The sequence below is a fragment of the Serinibacter salmoneus genome (assembly GCF_002563925.1).
In the GTDB taxonomy this organism is placed as follows: domain Bacteria; phylum Actinomycetota; class Actinomycetes; order Actinomycetales; family Beutenbergiaceae; genus Serinibacter; species Serinibacter salmoneus.
This window is the reverse complement of sequence record NZ_PDJD01000001.1, coordinates 261,415-279,917: the sequence shown is the minus strand read 5'-3', so window position 1 is coordinate 279,917 and position 18,503 is coordinate 261,415. Positions and strand designations below refer to the sequence as shown.

The window sequence follows — 18,503 nt, the reverse complement described above, 5'->3', positions numbered from 1 at the left end:
ATGACGCAGGTGGTGCTGGGCGTGGACATCGGGACCACCGCCACCAAGGTGGTGGCCTTCACCCCGCAGGGTGACCTGGTGGCCTCCGCGGAGGCGGGCTACCCGCTGCACACCCCGCACCCCGGCTACGCCGAACAGGACCCCGAGCAGATCCTGGCGGCCGTGATCGAGGCGAGCAGCGCCGTCGTGCAGCAGGTGGGTGCCGAGCGGGTGGCCGCGCTGTCCTTCAGCTCGGCGATGCACACCCTGATCGGCCTGTCCCCCGCGATGGAGCCGCTCACGCCCTCCTCCTCCTGGGCCGACACCCGCGCGGACGCGCAGGCGGAGCGGATCCGCGCCTCCACGGGCGGCCTCGGGCTGCACCGCCGCACCGGCACCCCGGTGCACCCGATGTCCCCGATGGTGCGCCTGGCGTGGTTCCACGAGCAGGAACCGAAACTGTGCGAGCGGGTCGGCTTCTGGTGCGGCATCAAGGAGTACGTGCTGCTGCGGCTGACCGGGGCGCTGGTGATGGACCGCTCGATCGCCTCCTGCTCCGGCCTGCTGAACCTGGAGAGCCTCACCTGGGACTCCGAGGCCCTCGCGGTGGCCGGGGTGCTGCCCGAACAGCTCCCCGAGCTGGTCGCCACCACCCATGCGCTGCCCTTGGCGGACGACGGCGCAGCCCACCTCGGCCTGCCCGCCGGCACCCCGGTGGTGGTCGGGGCGGGCGACGGTCCGCTCGCCAACCTGGGGGTGGGGGCGGTGCGCCCCGGCATGGCCGCCTGTTCGCTCGGGACCTCCGGGGCGCTGCGCGTGATGGTGGACCGGCCCGTGGTCGACCCCCTGGGACGGGTGTTCTGCTACGCCCTGACCGATGACCTGTGGGTGGTCGGCGGGGCGATCAACAACGGCGGCATCGTGATGCGGTGGGCGCTGGAGGCCCTCGCGCCGGACCTGGCCGGCGAGGAGGACCTGCTGGAGCTGGCCGCCTCGGCGCCCGCGGGCTCGGGTGGGCTGCTGATGATGCCGTATCTCCTCTCCGAGCGCGCCCCGCGCTGGAGTTCGCTGCCGCAGGGCGCCTACGTGGGCCTGACCCGCGCGCACGGCCGCGAGCACCTGGTGCGGGCCGCGCTGGAGGGGGTGTGCCTGCAACTCTCCCTCGTGCTGGAGTCGATGCGGGCGGCCGGCCTGGAGGTCGGCGAGGTGCGGGCGACCGGCGGGGTGATGCGCTCGGACCTGTGGCGGCAGATGCTCGCCGACGCCCTGGGCACCCCGATCGACCTCACCGAGGGCGAGCAGGGCTCCGGGTACGGCGCAGCCGTGCTGGGCATGGTGGCGCTCGGGCTGATGGACTCCGTGGCGGATGCGGCGGCGAGCGCCACCGTCACCGAGACGGTGCGCCCGGATGCCGCGGCCGCGGGGGTCTACGGCGAGCTGCGGCCGGTGTACTCCGGCCTGTACGACGCGCTCGCGCCCGCCTTCGGGTCGCTCAAGCGGCTGGCGCCCGCGCTGCCGCTGCGCTGAGTCTCCACGACCTGCAGAACCACCTCGCGGTGCCTGCAGAACCACCTCGCGAATGGTTGCGACCACCGCGAGGTGGTTCTGCCACCACCGCGAGGTGGTTCTGCAGGTCCGCGCTCAGCGGGTGGCGCGGCGGATGCCGGAGACCCCCGCCCACAGGCCCACCACCAGGGTGGCCAGCGCCGCCACGAACCCCCACGCCACGTCGGCGTTCAGCTCACCCGCGAACAGCGCCCGCTCCCCGTTGACCAGGTAGGTGATCGGGTTGAAGCGGGAGGCGACCTGCATCCACTGCGGCCCGGATTCCAGCGGCAGCATCATCCCGGCCAGCAGCAGCAGCGGGAAGGTGACGCTCTGCTGCACGGTCCAGAACAGCCACTCCCGGTCCTTGGAGGCCAGGCCGAGCGCGTAGGACAGCGCCCCGAGCCCCACCCCGAAGATCCCGAGCATGAGCAGCCCCACCAGCACGCCCCCGATGTGCAGCGTGAACCCGAACGGGATCGCCACCACGGTGAGCAGGATCGCCTGCAGCACCAGCGGCACGAACTCCTTCAGCGAGCGCCCCACGATGATGGACGAACGCGTGAGCGGCGAGGCGAGGATCCGCTCGTAGGAGCCCATCTGCATCTCGAACAGCAGGTTGGAGCCGGTCATCCCGGTGCCGAACAGAGCGATCATCACCAGCAACCCGGGCAGGAACCACTGGATCACGCTCTCCGCCCCAGCGGCCTCGGCCCCGGCGGGTGCCATCGCCCCGCCCACCGCGCCGGACAGCAGCGGCGCGAACAGCAGCAGGAACACCAGCGGCTGCCCGAGCGCGAAGATCTGCGAGAACGGGTCGCGCAGCGTCACGCGCAGCTCCCGCCACGCGACCGCCACGATGTCGTGCACCTGACGCGCCACCGGATTCTCCGGCAGCCCGCTGCCGGCGCGGTACTCGATCACGCTGGTGGCGCTCATGCCCCACCCCCCATTCCCGCCGGACCGGCGGCGGCCGCGGCCATCGCGGCGGCCGCGGCGTCGTCGTCGGACTCGGACTCGGACTCCTCACGCAGGCTGCGCCCGGTGAGGTTGAGGAACACATCGTCCAGCGTCGCCTCGGCGGTGGAGGTCGCATCCGGGCGCAACCCGGCCGCCTCCAGTCCCGCCAGCAGGGCGGGGACGTGGGCGGCGCCGTCGTCCAGCTCGATCCGGATCCGGCCACCCTGCGGGGTGACGCTGTGCAGCCGGGCATCCCCCGCCAGGTGCCCGACGGCGGAGCTCGCCCTGGATTCCTCCCGGTAGGACAGGGTGATGGTGTCCCGGGCATGGTGGCGCCGCAGCGCGGCGGGGGTGTCGTCGGCGATGATGCTGCCGTGGTCGATGATGACCACGCGTTCGGCCATCCGGTCGGCCTCCTCCAGGTAGTGGGTGGTGAGCACGAGGGTCATCCCGAACTGCTCGCGCATGCGCTGCACGTGCTCCCACAGGTTGGCGCGGCTGGCGGGGTCCATCCCGGTGCTGGGTTCGTCCAGGAACAGCAGGGGCGGGCGGTTGAGCAGGCCCATCGCCACGTCGAGGCGGCGCCGCTGACCGCCGGAGAGGGTGTTGACCGTGCGCTTCTCCAGCCCGGTGAGGTCGAGGGCGGCGAGCAGGTCGCTCGCGCGACGGCGGCCCTCGGCTCCGGGGATGCCGTAGAACTGCGCCTGGCTGGCCAGCTCGTCCCCCACCCGGAAGTAGTGCCCGGCGCTGTTGCCCTGGCCCACGTAGCCGATGGTGGCGCGGACCTTGTCCGGCTGGGTGGCGACGTCGTACCCGGCGACGGTGGCGGAGCCCGCGGTGGGCGCGAGCAGCCCGGTGAGCATCCGCAGGGTGGTGGACTTCCCGGCGCCGTTGGGGCCGAGGATCGCGACGAGCTCGCCGTCGGTGACGGATAGGTCGATGCCCTTGACGGCCTCGACCCGCGTCTTCTTGCGGGTGAAGGTCTTGGTGAGACCCGAGGTGGTGATCATGCTTCTCCGTACGTCGTACCGGAAGGGTGGGTGCGAGGTTAGCATACGGTGTACGGATAAAGTGTGCACTCTTCTTCTCGCGAGAGGATGGGGCCATGACCACGCGGCCACCGGAGGGTTCCCTCGAGCAGCAGATCGCGCAGTACAGCGCCGAGAGCGGCTTCGAGGCGGTCGAGGCGACCCCCGAGGAACGCCGCCGGCTGGACCTGCTGTGGGGCACCACCCCGCCGGCGCAGCGCGGGCGGCCGCCGAAGTTCACCCTGCGGGACGTGGTCGCCGCGGGCCTCGCGGTCGCGGACGCTGAGGGGCTCGCGGGGGTCTCGATGCGGCGGGTGGCCAAGCAGCTCGGCGCCGGGGCGATGAGCCTGTACACCTACGTGCCCGGCCGCGAGGAGCTCGTGGACCTCATGATCGACGCCGCATTCGCGCAGCTGGACCTGCCGGAGGTCGGGGTCGGCTGGCGCGAGGGCCTGGTGCGGTACGCGGACACCGTGCTGGCGATGTACCGCGCGCACCCGTGGCTGCTGGACCTCAACCAGTGGCGGCTACCGCTGGCCCCGCACGTGCTGGACGCGGAGGAGGCTGCCCTGCGGATCCTCGCCTCCACCCCCCTGGAGCCGGCGCAGGTGGTGGGCATCCGGGACATCCTCGACACCTACGTGGCCGGACTCGCGCGGCAGCTCGCCACCGAACAGCGCGACGCCGCCGCCGGCACCTCCCAGGAGGCGTACTGGACCGGGCAGAGCCACTTCTGGACCTCCCACTTCGACCCCGAGCGCTACCCCACGATGACGCGGATGTGGACCGCGGGTGCGTTCGACGTGGACCGCGGCAGCACCGAGCTCGCGCTCGCGCCGCTGCTGGACTCCATCGAGCGGGCCATCCAGGACACGGAGTAGGCGCCCCGGGACGGCGGGAGGCACCCGGAGCGCACGTGCCCTTGCCGCGGCCCGCCTGCAGAACCACCTCGCGGTGCCTGCAGAACCACCTCGCGGTGCCTGCAGAACCACCTCGCGGTGCCTGCAGAACCACCTCGCGGTGCCTGCAGAACCACCTCGCGTAGCCGGGTCAAGCGGGCGGGACGCCCAGGAACGCGGCGACCTGCGGTGAGGCCGGGGCGGTGCGGATCTCCGCGGCCGGGGCGACCTGCACGATCCGGCCCTGCAGCATCACGGCGATGCGGCCGGCCACGGTGATCGCCTCGTCGTGGTCGTGCGTCACGTACAGCGCGGTGGTGCCCGCCTCCCGCAGCACCCGCCCGATCACGCCCACCAGCTCCTCGCGCAGGTTCCGGTCCAGGGCCGAGAGCGGCTCGTCCAGCAGCAGCAGCCGCGGTGAGGGCGCGAGCGATCGGGCCAGCGCCACCCGCTGCGCCTGCCCACCCGAGAGCGTGGTGACCGGCCGGTCCTCGTAGCCCGCGAGGCCCACCAGGTCGAGCATCTCCGCGACCCGCGCGCCGCGCGCGTCCCCCCTGCCCCACCACGTTCCCCGCAGCCCGTAGGCCACATTCCCCGCCACGGTGCGGTGCGGGAAGAGCTGCCCGTCCTGGAACATCAGCCCGAACCCGCGGCGGTGCACCGGCACGGGCGTGAGGTCCGCGCCGTCCCAGGTCAGGGCGCCCGCCTCCAGTGGTTCGAGCCCGGCGACGGCGCGCAGCAGGCTGGACTTCCCGCAGCCCGAGGGGCCGAGGAGCGCCAGCACCTCCCCCGGCCGCACGGCCAGGTCCACGTGGTCGACGGCGATCGTCGCCTCCCCGCCCCGGCGCACCGCCGGGTAGCGCACGACGGCGCCGCGCACCTGAAGCCCACTGCTCATTGCTGTCCCACTCACAGTTGTCCCGCTCCCACCGGCCGCAGCCGTTCCGCGATCATCATCACGCCGCCGACCATGACGGCCAGGACCACCGAGGCGGCAAGCGCCATCCCGTAGTTGCCCTCACCGGGGCGCCCCAGCAGCCGGTAGATGACCACCGGCAGGGTGGGCCGATCCGGGCGGGCGAGGAACGACGTCGCCCCGAACTCCCCCAGCGACACCGCGAACGCGAACCCGATCGCCAGGCCCAGCGACCGGGTGACCAGCGGCCCGTCCACGCTCCACAGCACCCGGCCCGGGCCGGCGCCGAGCACGGCGGCGGCCTGCCGCAGCCGCGGGTCGATGGCACGCAGCACCGGCAGCATGGTGCGGATCACCAGCGGGATCGCGACCATCGCCTGCGCGATCGGGATCAGCACGAGGGAGCTGCGCACGTCCAGCGGCGGCTTGTCCAGGGCGATGAGGAACCCGAAGCCGACCGTCACCGCGGAGACCCCGAGCGGCAGCATCACCAGGGCGTCCAGGCCGCGCAGCGCGTGCCTGGCGGAGCGGCGGCGCGGGGTGCGGGAGAGCACGAGGGACAGCATCACCCCGATGACCACGGCCATCACCATCGCGGCGAGGGCAATCGTGAGGGAGTTGCGCGTGGCCTGCCACACCGAGACCGTCAGGGCGTTGGTACCGGTGGTGGTGAGGTTGGCGTAGTGCTGCAGGGTCCAGGCGCCGTCCTGCCGCAGCGAGCGCACCAGCAGGGTCGTCAGCGGCAGGCCCACGAAGATCACCGCGAGCGCCGTGACCGCGGCGGCGGCGCGGTCCAGGCCGCTCGCACCTCGCCCCAGGCGCAGGCGCGGCGCGGGGGTGCTCGCGGGCAGCAGCCGCAGGGCGCGCTCGGCATGGTCCCGGGTGCGGGCGGAGACCCACAGCGCCAGGGCGACCACCACGAGCTGCACCACGCTCAGTACGGAGGCGGCGCGCAGGTCCAGGAACTGGGTGGTCTGCAGCCAGATCTCCACCTCGATGGTGGCGAACTGCTGGCCGCCGAGCACGAGGACCACGGCGAAGGCGGTGGAGCAGAACAGGAAGATGAGGGAGGCGGCGGAGGCGATCGCGGGCAGCAGCGCCGGCAGGGTGACGGTCGCGAAGGCGCGGGCGGGTGAGGCGCCCAGGGCGCGGGCGGCCTCCTCGGTGCGCGGGTCCAGCCGTTCCCAGACGCTGCCGATCATCCGCACGGCGAGGCCGATGTTGAAGAACGCCAGGGCGGCCACGATCGCGGGGAAGCTGCGGTCCAGGCCGAGGAAGCCGAGCGGGCCGCCCTCGGCGAGCAGCGCGCGGAAGGCGACGCCGACCACCACGCTGGGCAGCACGAACGGCACCGACAGCAGCCCCCGCACCGCCCCGCGCCCGGGGAAGCGCCGCCGGTACAGGGCGTGCGCGGCGGGCAGCGCGAGCAGCAGCGCCAGGGCGGTGCCGACCAGCGCCTGGGTGAGGGTGTGACGCAGCACGCGCCAGGTGCGGGCATCGCCCAGCACCTCGGAGAACCCGCCGAGGTCCAGGGCGCCGTCGGTGACGAACCCGCGGGCCACGAGGGTGAGCACGGGGTAGGCGAAGAAGGCGGTGAGGAACGCCAGCGGCACGAGCACGGCGAGGCTCCACGCCGCCCCCCGCACCACGCGCCACCCCCGTTCGCGAGGCAGTCCCGCCCCCACCGCGAGGTTCTCCCGTCCCGTCCGCGAGGCAGTCCCGCCCCCACCGCGAGGCGGTTGTGCCCCACCGGGTTCGTCACCCGCGCCTGCAGAAACCTCTCGCGGTGGCTGCACAAAGGCCTCGCGAATGTGGGGAGACCCCGACGGCGCGCGAGAGCCCGCAGCCACCGAGGACCCCGCGGGCGCGGGATCACGCGGGCCCGCCGGGGCCCCCGCCGAAGCGGGGGCCTGCGACGCGGTGCGCGTGCTCAGCCCAGGACGGTCGCGGTCCACTGCTCGATCCACTCCGAGCGGTTCGCGGCGATGTCCTGCGCCGGCACCGTGTGCGGCGAGTCGGCCAAGGGAGCCCACGCGGCCCAGTCCTCGGGAAGTTCGACCGTGTCGTCCACCGGGTAGACGTACATCTGCCCGGGCACGTCCGCCTGCACCTCGGAGCTGAGGAGGAAGTCGATGAACTCCCTCGCGCCCTCGGGGTTGGCGGCCCCGGTGATCACGCCGGCGTACTCCACCTGCCGGAAGCAGGTGTCCAGCAGCGCGGAGGTGGTGGGCTCGCCGTCCTCCCCCACGGTGTAGGGCGGGGAGGAGGCGTAGGACAGCACGATCGGCCGCGATCCCTCACCGTCGGCTCCGGAGAAGTCCACGAAGTAGGCGTCACTCCAGCCGTCCACCACGAGCAGGTCGTTGGCGGCGAGCGCCTCCCAGTACTCCAGCCAGCCGTCCTCCCCGAACGCCCCGACTGTCGCGGCCAGCATCGCCAGCCCCGGGGAGGAGGTGGCCGGGTTGGTCACCACGGTCAGCCCCGCGTACTCCGGCTCGGTGAGGTCCTCGAACGTGGTCGGCGGAGTCAGGCCCTCCGCTTCGAACCAGTCGTCGTCGATGTTGAGGCACACGTCGGAGACGTCGATCGGGGTGAGTTCCTCCCCGATCATGTAGTCCTCGGCGCTGACGGGGAGCATCGGGGAGGTGTAGGTCTCCAGGACCCCCTCCTCGATCGCGCGGGAGGCGAAGGTGTTGTCGACGCCGTACACCACGTCCCCGAGCGGGGAGTCCTTGGTGAGCACGAGCTGGTTCACCAGGGCGCCGCCGTCGCCGGGGGCCACGAGGGTGACCTCGATCCCGGTCTCCTCGGTGAAGGACTCCAGCAGCCCCTCGGAGAGGTTGAAGGAGTCGTGGCTGACCACCGTGATGCTCGACGGCGCTGCCTCCTGGCCCTCCCCCTCGCCCGAGCTCGCCGAGGCGGAGGCTGCGTCCTCCTCGGTGTCGGACTCGGAGTCGGCGCATGCGGCGAGCGTGAGGGTCAGCGCGGCGGCCAGGCCGAGCGCGGCGGCACGGGCGGGGGTGCGCCGCTGCGACGAGGCGGCGCGGTGGATCGTGCGGGTCATGCGTGGTCCTCCCGGAGGTGCTGGGAGGGCCCGGCACGCGGGTGCGCACCGGGGAGAGAATCCCGACTTCCTTCGCCGGTCCTAACCGGATCAGGTTCGAGGGTCTGCGGCGAACCGCACTCTCAGCGCCTGGTGCCCCGGTTGCCCGGGATCGGCGCTCCCCTGTCGTTCGGGTCCACCCTACCCGCGGCGAGCGTGCACCTCGCTCTCGACGGGAAATCCGGGGACCGCCCGCGCGCGTCCAGGCATCACGCCTGGTCAGTACGGTGCGTGCCGGATCCGCCGGAGCGGTGCCCGCGGATTCTCCGTCCTGAGCGAGGTCGCCACCGACAGCGCCCCGTCCGCACCAGTCGCTACTGCGCCGGCACCCCGAGCTGCGCCGCCACCGCGTCCACGATCGGCCGGTCGGCGGGCAGCCAGGGCACGGAGTGCCACTCCCCCGCGGGCAGCCAGCGCAATTCGTCGTGGTCCTCGAGCATCTGCGGCTGCGAGCCCGGCTCCATCACGGCGGTCCACACGATCATGGTGTGGTCGCGGTGCACGGGCCACACGGCACCATCCCCGGGCCCGGGCACGAGGGACCCGAGCGTGACCTCCACGCCGAGTTCCTCCCGGATCTCCCGCACGATCCCCTCCACGGGTGACTCCCCGGGCTCCACCTTCCCGCCGGGGAACTCCCACATCCCCGCGAGGGACGAGGGCGCGCTGCGACGCGCCGCGAGCAGGCGGGTGGGCGCGGCGAGATCGTCCAGGATCGCGGCGCCGACGACGAGCAGAGGCATGGCTGCATCGTAGGCGGCGGGCCCCGTGGCCCCGCGGGCCAGTCGGGGCCGTCTCAGCGCAGCCGGGCGAGCAGCCCGGCGCGCACCCGGGGCCACTCCTCCCGCAGCACCGAGTACACGGCCGTGTCCCGCCAGGAACCGTCAGCGCGCGGTTGGGTGCGGCGCAGCACCCCTTCGAACTCGGCGCCGAGGCGCACGATCGCGGCGCGTGAACGGTCGTTGCGGGCGTCCGCCTGGAGCTGGACCCGCCCGTACCCACACCCGAAGGCGTGCCCGAGCACGAGCAGCTTGCACGCCGCGTTCACCCCGGTGCCCCACACCCGCGGCGCGTACGCGGTCCACCCCACATGCAGGGATTCGGTGGCCGGGTCGAGGTGGCCGAGCGTGGTGGTGCCGACCACCTCATCCCCGTGCACGACGGCGTAACTCACCGCCCGCTCGGCCGGCAGGTAGCGCAGGAGCCACCTCCCGAACGCCTCGGGGTCACCGGCCAGATCGGGGGTGAGTGCCGCGGCGCCGCCGCCCCATCCGCCGGCGAAGACGGCGGGGTCGGCGAGGGCGGTGTGCAGCGCGGGCAGGTGGCGGGTTGCGAGCGGTTCGAGCCTGACGCCGTGGCCCTGCAGTACCACGGCCGGCAACGGTTCGGCGGTCACAAGAGGCAGCGTAGATGCGCGCACCCGCAGCGCTATCGAGAACCGTTCCCCGTGCTCGCGTACCCTGAGGGCGTGATCGAACTCAAGTCGCCCAACGAGATCCAGCAGATGCGCCCCGCCGGGAAGTTCGTCGGGGATGTGCTGACCGCCCTGAAGGAGAAGGCCGCGGTCGGCGTGAACCTGCTGGAGTTGGACGAGCTCGCCCACCAGATGATCCGCGAGGCGGGTGCGACCTCCTGCTACATCGACTACCACCCCAGTTTTGGCGCCTCCCCGTTCGGGAAGGTGCTGTGCACGAGCGTGAACGACGCCGTGCTGCACGGCCTTCCGCACGATTACACCCTGCAGGACGGCGACCTGGTCAGCGTGGACTTCGCAGTGGCCCTGAACGGCTGGGTGGCGGACTCCGCGCGCAGTTTCGTGGTCGGCACCCCGCGCCCACAGGACCTGCGCCTCATCGAGGCCACCGAGGTCGCGCTGACCGCCGGGATCGAGGCGGCGAAGGTGGGCGGCAAGCTCGGGGACATCTCCTGGGCGATCGGCGAGGTGGCGCACGAGTACGGCTACAGCGTGAACCTGGACTTCGGGGGCCACGGCGTGGGCCGCACGATGCACGGCGACCCGCACGTGCCGAACGATGGCCGCAAGGGCCGCGGGCTGAAGCTCAAGGCGGGCCTGGTGATCGCGATCGAGCCGTGGTTCCTGGAGACCACGGATGAGATCTACACCGACCCGGATGGTTGGACCCTGCGCTCGCAGGACGGTTCCCGCGGCGCACATTCCGAGCACACGGTGGCTATCACCCCGGACGGCCCTCTTATTCTCACCGCGCGTGACTGACACGCTCTGACGCGGCCTTGGCGCGCCGGACACCTCCTGCGCAGCACCAGCCCCGCGTTCTTGCCCCTCCGATCGCTCCCGTGAGCGCTATCCGTGGCGCGCCCGGGGACTGCTCGCTATATTGACGCCGAACTGCGCGGCTCGTGTCCCGCGCCGCCATCGGCGCGGACGCCCTTTCGGGGTCCTCTCAATTGCCTGCATCGTGTTCGGAGTGGAACATGTCTCGTTCGTCCCGAGGTGCTGCCGTTGCGGCGGTCGCCCTGCTTCTTGGTCTCCTGTCCCCACCGGCCCTCGCCGACGGCGTCGAGCCGACCGCCCCGGCGGCCAGCAGCGAGGCCTCCCCCGGCGCGACGGCGGAACCGGCCCCGCCAGGTCCCGAACCGTCGGAGGCGGAGCCCACCGAAACGGGCGAGCCTGCTGAGCCTGCTGAGCCTGCTGAGCCTGCTGAGCCTGCTGAGCCTGCTGAGCCTGCTGAGCCTGCTGAGCCCACCGAATCCGAGGCGCCGGAGGCCACCGAGCCGCCGGAGCCCGAGACGGTCGAACCCACCGCCGCGGAGCCCACCGGGGAAGCCACCTCCCCGGAGCCCACCGGGGAAGCCACCTCCCCGGAGCCCACCGAGGAAGCCACCTCCCCGGAGCCCACCGAGGAAGCCACAGAGGAACCCGCCACCGAGGAAGCCACCGAGGAGGAGGCCCCCGCGCCGGCCGGGATGATCACCGACATCACACGCGATGGCTGCGAGGTGACCATCACCATCGAGACCGACGGCGATGACACCTTCACCCTGCAGGTGTGGGACGACGGCGTGATCATCGACTCCTTCGAGGTCACCGCCTCCGGCCCCACCACCAGCGAGATCGTGTGGCTCATCACCGCCCCCGCCGGCACCAGCGCCCCGGGCGTCGGATTCGTCCTGGTCACCTCCGACGGCTCCAACCTGGACGCCGTGGACCCGTGGGAGTACCCCGCCGAAGTCGCCGACAACTGCTCCGCCGAGGTCCCCGTCACCGTCAGCCTCCCCGGCTACGACGGCACCTCGATGCCCGGGGACGTCGTCGACATCACCGGCACCGGATTCCTGCCCGGCGAGACCGTCACCTTCACCTGGGGCGATGGCACCGAGGTCGGCTCCGCCATCGCAGCCGAGGACGGCTCCTTCACCGGCACCCTGACCGTGCCCGCAGACGCCGAACCCGGCGAGGCCGCCGTCACCGCCACCGGAACCGACAGCTTCCGCAGCGGCACCGTCGCCCTCACGGTGGTGGGACCGGCGGTGCCGAGCCCCACCGCCTCCAGCCACGCGCCCACGGTGGACGCACTCGCCGCCACGGGTGTGGGCAGCACGCCGCTGCTGCTCGGGGCCGCCGGCTTGCTGATGCTCGGCACGCTCGCCCTGCTGGCGGCACGACGCCGCAGCGCGCCAGGCCGCTGACGTCGAACCCGGGGGTGGGCCGAGCGCCATCGGCCCACCCCCGGCCCGCCCCGACCCCGTTCTCGCGCCCACGCGCGCCCGTGAAAAACTGTGCGCATGTCCCGCACCCCCCGCGTCATGGTCGTCGCCGGAACCCGCCCCGAGGCCATCAAGGTGGCCCCCCTGATCACTGCCGCACGGGCACACGAGAACCTCGAGGTGGAACTGGTCACCACGGGTCAGCACCGCGAGATGCTCGCGCAGGTGCTGGAGGTCTTCGGAATCCGGGCGGGGCGTTCCCTGGAGGTGATGGAGGGCAAGCGGGGCCTCTCGCCCCTTGCCTCCCGGGTGCTTGCGGGGATGGACGATCTCCTGGATGCCGGCACCCCCGACGCGGTGGTGGTGCAGGGCGATACGAGCACCGCGTTCGCGGCGGGCCTTGCCGCCTTCCACCGCGGAATCCCTGTGGTGCACCTCGAGGCGGGGCTGCGCTCGGGCGACCTGTCCTCCCCCTTCCCGGAGGAGGGCAACCGACAGTTGCTCTCCCGCGTGGCCTCCCTGCACCTCGCGCCCACCGCCACCAGCCGCGCGAACCTGCTCGCCGAGGGCATCGAACCGGCCCGGATCGCCGTCACCGGCAACACGGTCATCGATGCGCTGCTGGCAGCCCGCGCCGAGGCCGCTGATCGGGAGCCCGGCGATCTGGCCTCCGCGCTGGCCGCACAGCGAGCGGGCCGTCCCGTGCTGCTGGTCACCACGCATCGTCGGGAGAACTGGGGCGAGCCGATGCACAGGATCGCCGCCGCGGTGCGCCGGCTGACCGACGAGGTCGGTGACCTGGAGGTTGTCCTCCCGATGCATGCGAACCCGGACGTGCGCGCCACCCTGCTCCCGATCCTCGCAGACCTGGATCGCGTGACCCTGACCGAGCCGTTGGACTACCTGAGCTTCGTGCGGGCGCAGGATGCCGCCACGGTGGTGCTCACCGACTCCGGCGGGGTGCAGGAGGAGGCGCCGAGCCTGGGCAAACCGGTGCTGGTGGCGCGGGAGAACACCGAACGGCCCGAGGCCGTCGCGGCCGGCACCGCCCGCCTGGTGGGCACGGATGAGGACCTCATCGTGCGCGAGGTCATGACCCTGCTGAGCGATGCGGGCGCCTATCAGGCGATGGCCCGCGCAGTGAACCCGTACGGGGACGGGCACGCGGCGCGGCGCGGCCTCGCGGCGATCGGTGAGCTGCTGGAGGTGGATGCGCGCGAGGCCGATTTCTCCCCCGTGGGCGGCACCGCCGCGGATTCGGATCAGCGCGCCGATCGCCCCGCAGGCCGCTCTGCGGAACTGCCCCTTACCACGCCGTAGCGCAAGACGTGAGGAACGCCACACCGCTCGACATGACTCGCTCACATGAATCGTCTAGCCTGGCGTGGTAGTGAACCGGGATTGAGTCGCTTGCGGCGCAGTCCATTCAGCAGTGCAGGCTGAGGTTCCCAGAACATCGGGAGATCTAGGGGCGGAAGGTCCAGTCCTTGCACATTGCACTGCTGACACATCATTATGCGCCGGAAGTGGGCGCACCGCAGCGCCGTTGGCGCGCCTTCTCCCGCCGTTTTCACGCGGCCGGGCACCGGGTCTCCGTCCTCACGCCGCCGCCGCACTATCCGCGCGGCCTGCTGGACCCCGACACTGCTCCCGCGCACCTTCCGGGCAACTCCCACGACGGCGAATGGGGCGAGCGGGTGCACCGGGTGCGCTTCCGCCCGCACGAGGCCGGCCTGAAGAGCCGCAGTATCGACCAGGCGATCGCCTCGGCGGACTCCGTCGCCACCGGGATCCGGGTCTTCGGGCCGCGCGCCAACCGCCCGGACGTCATCATCGGCACGGCCCCCGGCCTGCCCACGATCCCTGCTGCTCTCACCCTGGGCGCTGCGCTGCGGCGACCCGTGGTGGTCGAGATGCGCGATGCCTGGCCGGACCTGATCGGCCCCAGCGGCATGCTCGGCCCCGACGACAAGCGCAGCCCGGCATTCCGCCGCACGGTCGAGTTCGCGCACGAGGCGATCACCCGCTGGCAGCGCAACACCGCCGCGGTGGTCACCACCACGCAGGGCTTCGCCGAGGTGCTGCGGGACCGCGGGGTGAAGCGGGTACACGTGGTCCGCAACGGCTCCACGCTGGAGAACCTCCCGGTGCTGCCCCCACCCACCCCGCACCCGGGTCTCAAGGTGCTGTATCTCGGCACGATGGGGCGCAGTCAGGGCCTGGAGACCACGATCCGCGCCGCGGCGATGGTCAAGGAGCGCGGTGGCGACATCACCCTGCGGGTCGGCGGCTCCGGCGCCGACGAACCGGCCCTGCGGGTGTTGGCCCGCGAGTTGCACGCCCCGGTGGAGTTCCTCGGCAGGGTGCCGCACGAGAAGGTCGCCGACCAGTACGCCTGGTGCGACACCGCCGTGGTGAGCCTGCGCGGGTGGCAGCCCTTCGAGTGGACGATCCCGTCGAAGTTGTACGAGATCATGGGTCTGCGCCGCCACGTCTCCGGCTCGGTGGCCGGCGAGGCCGCGGAGATCATCAAGGAAGCGGAGGCGGGCTTCGCTGTCACCCCGGAGGCCCCGGAACTCCTCGCGCAGGGTTGGTTCTCCCTGCTGGCGGACCGCTCCCAGCTCGACGTGGGCGACACCGGCCGCCGCTGGGTGCAGGACAACGCGCACCACGACCGCCTGGCCAGCAACTACCTGGGCATGCTCGCGGAGATCGTCGCTCGATGACGCCACGCCCGCGAGAGCTGGCGCGCAACCTGGTTCTGGGAGTCAGCACGGCGGCCGGGATGGCCGCCGAGGATCCGAGCCTGCTCCTGGTGCAGGCGGCCCGCCGCCTGCCCACCCGGGTGCGCCACGGCGTCGTACGCCTGCTCCTGGCCGGTGCCCCCTCCCCGCAGCGGCGGGCGGTGGGCGCGTGGCTCGGGGGGCACGACGGCGAGGCCCGGGAACTCCTGAGCGCCGTCCTGACCGGGGCTCGCCCGGGCAGCCACCCGGTGCTGGCCGAGATCGGGGTGCTGCTGGACGTGCCCGGGGCGCATCTCGCCGGTTCCCGCGCCACGGCGGCGCGAGCGGCACTGCGACGCGGGGAGGTCAGCCGCGCGGTCGAGCTCGCGCGCGGCACCCCCCTGGCGGCGCGGTTCGCCTCGGAGCGCTGCGCGATGACGCCCGGCCACGACCTGCGCACCCTGCCCGCCGCTGCCTTGAGCGCAGCCAGCACCGCGGGCACTGCCGGCACTGCGGCATCCCCACCCCGGGCGCTGCACGTGCTGACGAACTCCTTCCCGCACACCCCCTCCGGGTACGCGGTGCGCAGCCACCAGGTGCTGCTCGCGCAGCGGGAGGCGGGAGTGGCGGTGGAGGCGGTCACCCGGGTGGGGTACCCGATCACCGTGGGGAAGGCGTTCGCACGTCACCGCGACGTGGTCGACGGCGTGGGTTACTCCCGCCTGGTGCCGTGGCGCTCGGCGCGCACCCCCGGGGCCCGGTTGCAGCAGCAGCTGGAGGAGTTGCGCCCGCTCGCCCGGCGGTACCGGCCCACCGTGCTGCACACCACCACGAACTACACCAACGCCCTGGTGACCCGCGCGCTGGCGCGAGAGCTGGGGGTGCCGTGGGTGTACGAGGCGCGAGGGGTGCTGGAGGACACCTGGGTGGCCTCCTTCCCGCCGCACCTGCGCGAGGCCGCGGCCGCGAGCGAGAAGCACGCACTGCTGCGCGCCCGCGAGCTGGAGGTGGCGTGCTCGGCGGATCGGGTGGTCACCCTCAGTGAGGTGTTGCGCGAGGACCTGGTGGCGCGGGGCGTGCCGCGCGATCGCACCCGGGTGGTGCCCAACGGCGTGGACGGGCGCCTGCTGGAGGTGCGCGAGGCCCCCGCTGCGGCCCGGTGGGCCCTAGGTCTTCCCGGGGAGGGGTTCTGGGTCGGTACCGTGAGCAGTCTGGTGGCGTACGAGGGTCTGGACACGCTGCTGCGCGCGGTGGCGCTGGCTCGCGCCGAGGGTGTGGATGTGCGGGCGGCGCTGGTGGGCGACGGCGTGAGCGCACCGGGGCTAGGGCGGTTGAGCGAGGATCTGGGTCTGGGGGAGTCGGTGATCATGCCGGGACGGGTGACGACAGCGCAGGCCGAACGGTGGTACCTGGCACTGGACGCGTTCGCGGTGCCGCGCGTGGACTCAGCGGTGACGCGGTCGGTGACGCCGCTGAAGCCGGTGACCGCGATGGCGCTGGGTCGCCCGGTGATCGCATCGGACCTGCCCGCACTGCGCGAGGTGACCGGCGGCGCCGCGCTGTTCAGCCAGGCGGAGTCTCCCGAGTCGGTGGCGCAGGCGATTCTGCGCCTCGCGCGCAACCAGGACGCCCGCGATGAGCTCGCTGCCGCGGGCCGAGCCGAGGCCGCGCAGCGCACCTGGAACTCCCTCGGTCGCCGCTATCGCGCGATGTATGAGGAGGTCGTGTCCGCGTGACCACTCAGGACGCCCCCGCGGTCCCCACACCCGCCACCCCCGACGCCGTCGGGTTCGGCACCGTCTACGCGCGCCGCGGCTCGCTCCGCCCGCAGCAGTACGTCCAGGTGGATGCGAGCCACCTGAGCCCCGTGCTCTCCCGGCCCCCGCTCGGGGAGTACCTGGGCCGGCTGTGGCAGCGCCGGCACTTCATCATGGCCGACTCCCGCGCGCGGGTGGAGGCCGGGAGCCGCGCGAACGTGCTGGGGAAGGTGTGGCTGGTGCTGCGTCCCCTGTTGGACGGCGCGGTGTACTTCATGGTGTTCGGCATGCTCCTGGGCGCGAGCCGCGGGATCGACAACTTCGTGGGCTACCTGCTCATCGGGGTGTTCCTGTTCCAGTTCACGGTGCGTGCGCTCAACACCGCAGCCAGGTCGATCAGCGCCAGCCGGACCCTGATCCGCTCGTTCGCCTTTCCTCGGGCGTCCCTGCCGATCGCGAGCATCGTGCGGGAGGTCCTCTCCTTCATTCCGGTCCTGGTCACCCTGATCGTGATCATCCTCGTGCTTCCGTACCTGATGCCGGTGATCAATCCTGACGGTGCCCCGATCACGCCACACCTCACCTGGCGTTGGCTCCTGGTCCCCGGGGTTCTTGCTCTCCAGCTGGCCATGGCCACGGGACTCGCGCTGATCGCCGCGCGGATCGTCGCACGAGTACCGGACTTCACCCAGCTGATCGGCATCGGCACCCGGTTCTGGCTGTACGGCTCGGCCGTGTTCTTCTCTCTCGACCGCTTCTCGAACCTGCCGACCGTGCAGGCGATCATGCAGGTCAACCCCATGTACATCGTGTTGGACATGACACGGGACTGCCTGCTGTACGGGATCACACCGCAGTGGACGTCCTGGGCGCTGCTCGGAGCGTGGTCGGGTGTGCTGCTCGTGGGCGGCATGGTGTTCTTCTGGCTCGGGGAGGAGTCCTATGGCTCGGCGTAGCGACCGCACTCCAGCGATCCCCGACCTCGGCATCGAGCAAGACGAGGCGCCCCAGGTGCAGGTCGCGGTCTCCGATGTGCACGTGCGGTACCAGACCCCCTCGAGCGACAGCGCCGATCGCGCCGCGCAGACCCGCGGTCAGCGGATCCGCAATCGACTGCTGGGCCAACAGCCGATGGCCACTGTACGGGCGCTGAAGGGCGTCTCCCTCGTGGCACGCGCGGGTGATGCGATCGGGATCGTGGGTCTCAACGGTTCCGGGAAGTCCACCCTGCTACGCATCGTCGCCGGCCTGGAACGCCCTGCCCGCGGCTTCGTGATGGCGAAGTCCATGCCGGTGCTGCTGGGCGTGAATGCGGCCATGGTGCCCGATCTCTCGGGCCGGGAGAACATCCGCCTGGGATGCCTCGCCATGGGAATGACCCCGGAGCAGGTGGCCGACGCGATCGAGGACGTGGTGGAGGTATCCGGCATCGGCAAGGCCGTGCACCACCCGATGAAGACGTACTCCTCCGGGATGGCGGCCCGCCTGAAGTTCGCCATCGCGGCGGCCTCCAAGCCCGAGGTCCTGCTCATCGACGAGGCGCTGGCAACGGGTGACGCCGCGTTCAAGGAACGCAGCGAGGAGCGCATGCAGCAACTCCGGGAGAATGCCGGCTGCGTCTTCCTGGTCTCCCACGCCGCCAAGACCGTGGAGGAGACCTGCAGCCGCGCGATCTGGCTGCACCAGGGCCGCGTCGTCATGGATGGCCCCGCCTACGACGTGGCGCAGAAGTACCGCTGGTGGGCATGGAACCTCGCGAAGGACGAGACGACGCGGGCGGCCTCGCTACTCGAGGACGCCATACGCGAGGGCGTGGACACAGTGGTCGATATTCAGCAGCCCGGCACCACGAACGCTCCAAGGCATGCAATCGGCACCCGTCGGATGAGAAGGAAGTAAGGCGAAC

The 18,503-nt window shown here is 72.4% G+C and carries 16 protein-coding genes and 1 riboswitch; of the genes, 9 read left to right on the top strand and 7 right to left on the bottom strand.

Annotation, left to right across the window (positions count from 1 at the left end; translation table 11 throughout):
- Positions 1 to 1,506 carry a gluconokinase gene (locus tag ATL40_RS01060; RefSeq protein ID WP_098467921.1) on the top strand — a complete coding sequence of 502 codons (1,506 nt, stop codon included), beginning with the start codon at positions 1 to 3 and terminating at the stop codon, positions 1,504 to 1,506.
- A gap of 114 nt (positions 1,507 to 1,620) precedes the next feature.
- Here the strand turns inward: ATL40_RS01060 and ATL40_RS01055 are convergent, their stop codons facing one another.
- A complete protein-coding gene (locus tag ATL40_RS01055; protein ID WP_098467920.1) occupies positions 1,621 to 2,463 on the bottom strand; it encodes an ABC transporter permease in 843 nt (280 codons plus the stop codon).
- Positions 2,460 to 3,494, bottom strand: a complete 1,035-nt coding sequence (locus ATL40_RS01050) for an ABC transporter ATP-binding protein (protein WP_098467919.1) — start codon at positions 3,492 to 3,494, stop codon at positions 2,460 to 2,462. The genes ATL40_RS01055 and ATL40_RS01050 overlap by 4 nt, the downstream gene beginning before the upstream one ends.
- 95 nt (positions 3,495 to 3,589) lie before the next feature.
- Between ATL40_RS01050 and ATL40_RS01045 the strand changes: the two genes are divergently transcribed.
- Positions 3,590 to 4,393, top strand: a complete 804-nt coding sequence (locus tag ATL40_RS01045; protein ID WP_098467918.1) for a TetR/AcrR family transcriptional regulator — start codon at positions 3,590 to 3,592, stop codon at positions 4,391 to 4,393.
- Positions 4,394 to 4,562: 169 nt separating this feature from the next.
- Here the strand turns inward: ATL40_RS01045 and ATL40_RS01040 are convergent, their stop codons facing one another.
- The 5 genes from ATL40_RS01040 to ATL40_RS01020 all read right to left on the bottom strand — a co-directional run bounded on the left by ATL40_RS01040 (position 4,563) and on the right by ATL40_RS01020 (position 9,826).
- Positions 4,563 to 5,309 (bottom strand): ABC transporter ATP-binding protein, encoded by a 747-nt coding sequence (locus ATL40_RS01040; RefSeq protein ID WP_098467917.1) that lies wholly within the window; start codon positions 5,307 to 5,309, stop codon positions 4,563 to 4,565.
- Positions 5,310 to 5,320: 11 nt separating this feature from the next.
- Entirely contained in the window at positions 5,321 to 6,976 is a 1,656-nt protein-coding gene (locus ATL40_RS01035; RefSeq protein WP_245866558.1) for an ABC transporter permease, read from the bottom strand.
- Between the two features lie 281 nt (positions 6,977 to 7,257).
- Positions 7,258 to 8,391, bottom strand: a complete 1,134-nt coding sequence (locus ATL40_RS01030; RefSeq protein ID WP_098467916.1) for a thiamine ABC transporter substrate-binding protein — start codon at positions 8,389 to 8,391, stop codon at positions 7,258 to 7,260.
- 50 nt (positions 8,392 to 8,441) lie between these two features.
- Positions 8,442 to 8,565: riboswitch (TPP riboswitch) on the bottom strand.
- Between the two features lie 179 nt (positions 8,566 to 8,744).
- Positions 8,745 to 9,173: a (deoxy)nucleoside triphosphate pyrophosphohydrolase gene (locus tag ATL40_RS01025; protein WP_098467915.1), complete on the bottom strand. Its 429-nt coding sequence runs from the start codon at positions 9,171 to 9,173 to the stop codon at positions 8,745 to 8,747.
- A gap of 53 nt (positions 9,174 to 9,226) precedes the next feature.
- Complete coding sequence (locus tag ATL40_RS01020) at positions 9,227 to 9,826, bottom strand: GNAT family N-acetyltransferase (protein WP_098467914.1); 600 nt, start codon at positions 9,824 to 9,826, stop codon at positions 9,227 to 9,229.
- Between the two features lie 72 nt (positions 9,827 to 9,898).
- Here ATL40_RS01020 and map point away from each other — a divergent pair, with 72 nt between their 5' ends.
- From map to ATL40_RS00985, 7 genes are all read left to right on the top strand, one after another.
- Entirely contained in the window at positions 9,899 to 10,666 is a 768-nt protein-coding gene (map, locus tag ATL40_RS01015) for a type I methionyl aminopeptidase (protein WP_098470189.1), read from the top strand.
- Between the two features lie 218 nt (positions 10,667 to 10,884).
- The gene (locus ATL40_RS01010) at positions 10,885 to 12,099 is read left to right on the top strand and encodes a hypothetical protein (RefSeq protein WP_098467913.1); all 1,215 of its coding nucleotides are present in this window, start codon (positions 10,885 to 10,887) and stop codon (positions 12,097 to 12,099) included.
- A 96-nt stretch (positions 12,100 to 12,195) separates the two neighbouring features.
- Positions 12,196 to 13,437: a non-hydrolyzing UDP-N-acetylglucosamine 2-epimerase gene (gene wecB / locus ATL40_RS01005; RefSeq protein WP_098467912.1), complete on the top strand. Its 1,242-nt coding sequence runs from the start codon at positions 12,196 to 12,198 to the stop codon at positions 13,435 to 13,437.
- A 206-nt stretch (positions 13,438 to 13,643) separates the two neighbouring features.
- A complete protein-coding gene (locus tag ATL40_RS01000) occupies positions 13,644 to 14,843 on the top strand; it encodes a glycosyltransferase family 4 protein (RefSeq protein WP_211283040.1) in 1,200 nt (399 codons plus the stop codon).
- The gene (locus ATL40_RS00995; protein ID WP_098467910.1) at positions 14,840 to 16,576 is read left to right on the top strand and encodes a glycosyltransferase family 4 protein; all 1,737 of its coding nucleotides are present in this window, start codon (positions 14,840 to 14,842) and stop codon (positions 16,574 to 16,576) included. The genes ATL40_RS01000 and ATL40_RS00995 overlap by 4 nt, the downstream gene beginning before the upstream one ends.
- A complete protein-coding gene (locus tag ATL40_RS00990; RefSeq protein ID WP_098467909.1) occupies positions 16,573 to 17,553 on the top strand; it encodes an ABC transporter permease in 981 nt (326 codons plus the stop codon). Before ATL40_RS00995 ends, ATL40_RS00990 begins: the two co-directional genes overlap by 4 nt.
- Positions 17,540 to 18,496, top strand: a complete 957-nt coding sequence (locus ATL40_RS00985; RefSeq protein ID WP_098467908.1) for an ABC transporter ATP-binding protein — start codon at positions 17,540 to 17,542, stop codon at positions 18,494 to 18,496. Before ATL40_RS00990 ends, ATL40_RS00985 begins: the two co-directional genes overlap by 14 nt.
- Positions 18,497 to 18,503: the final 7 nt, after the last annotated feature.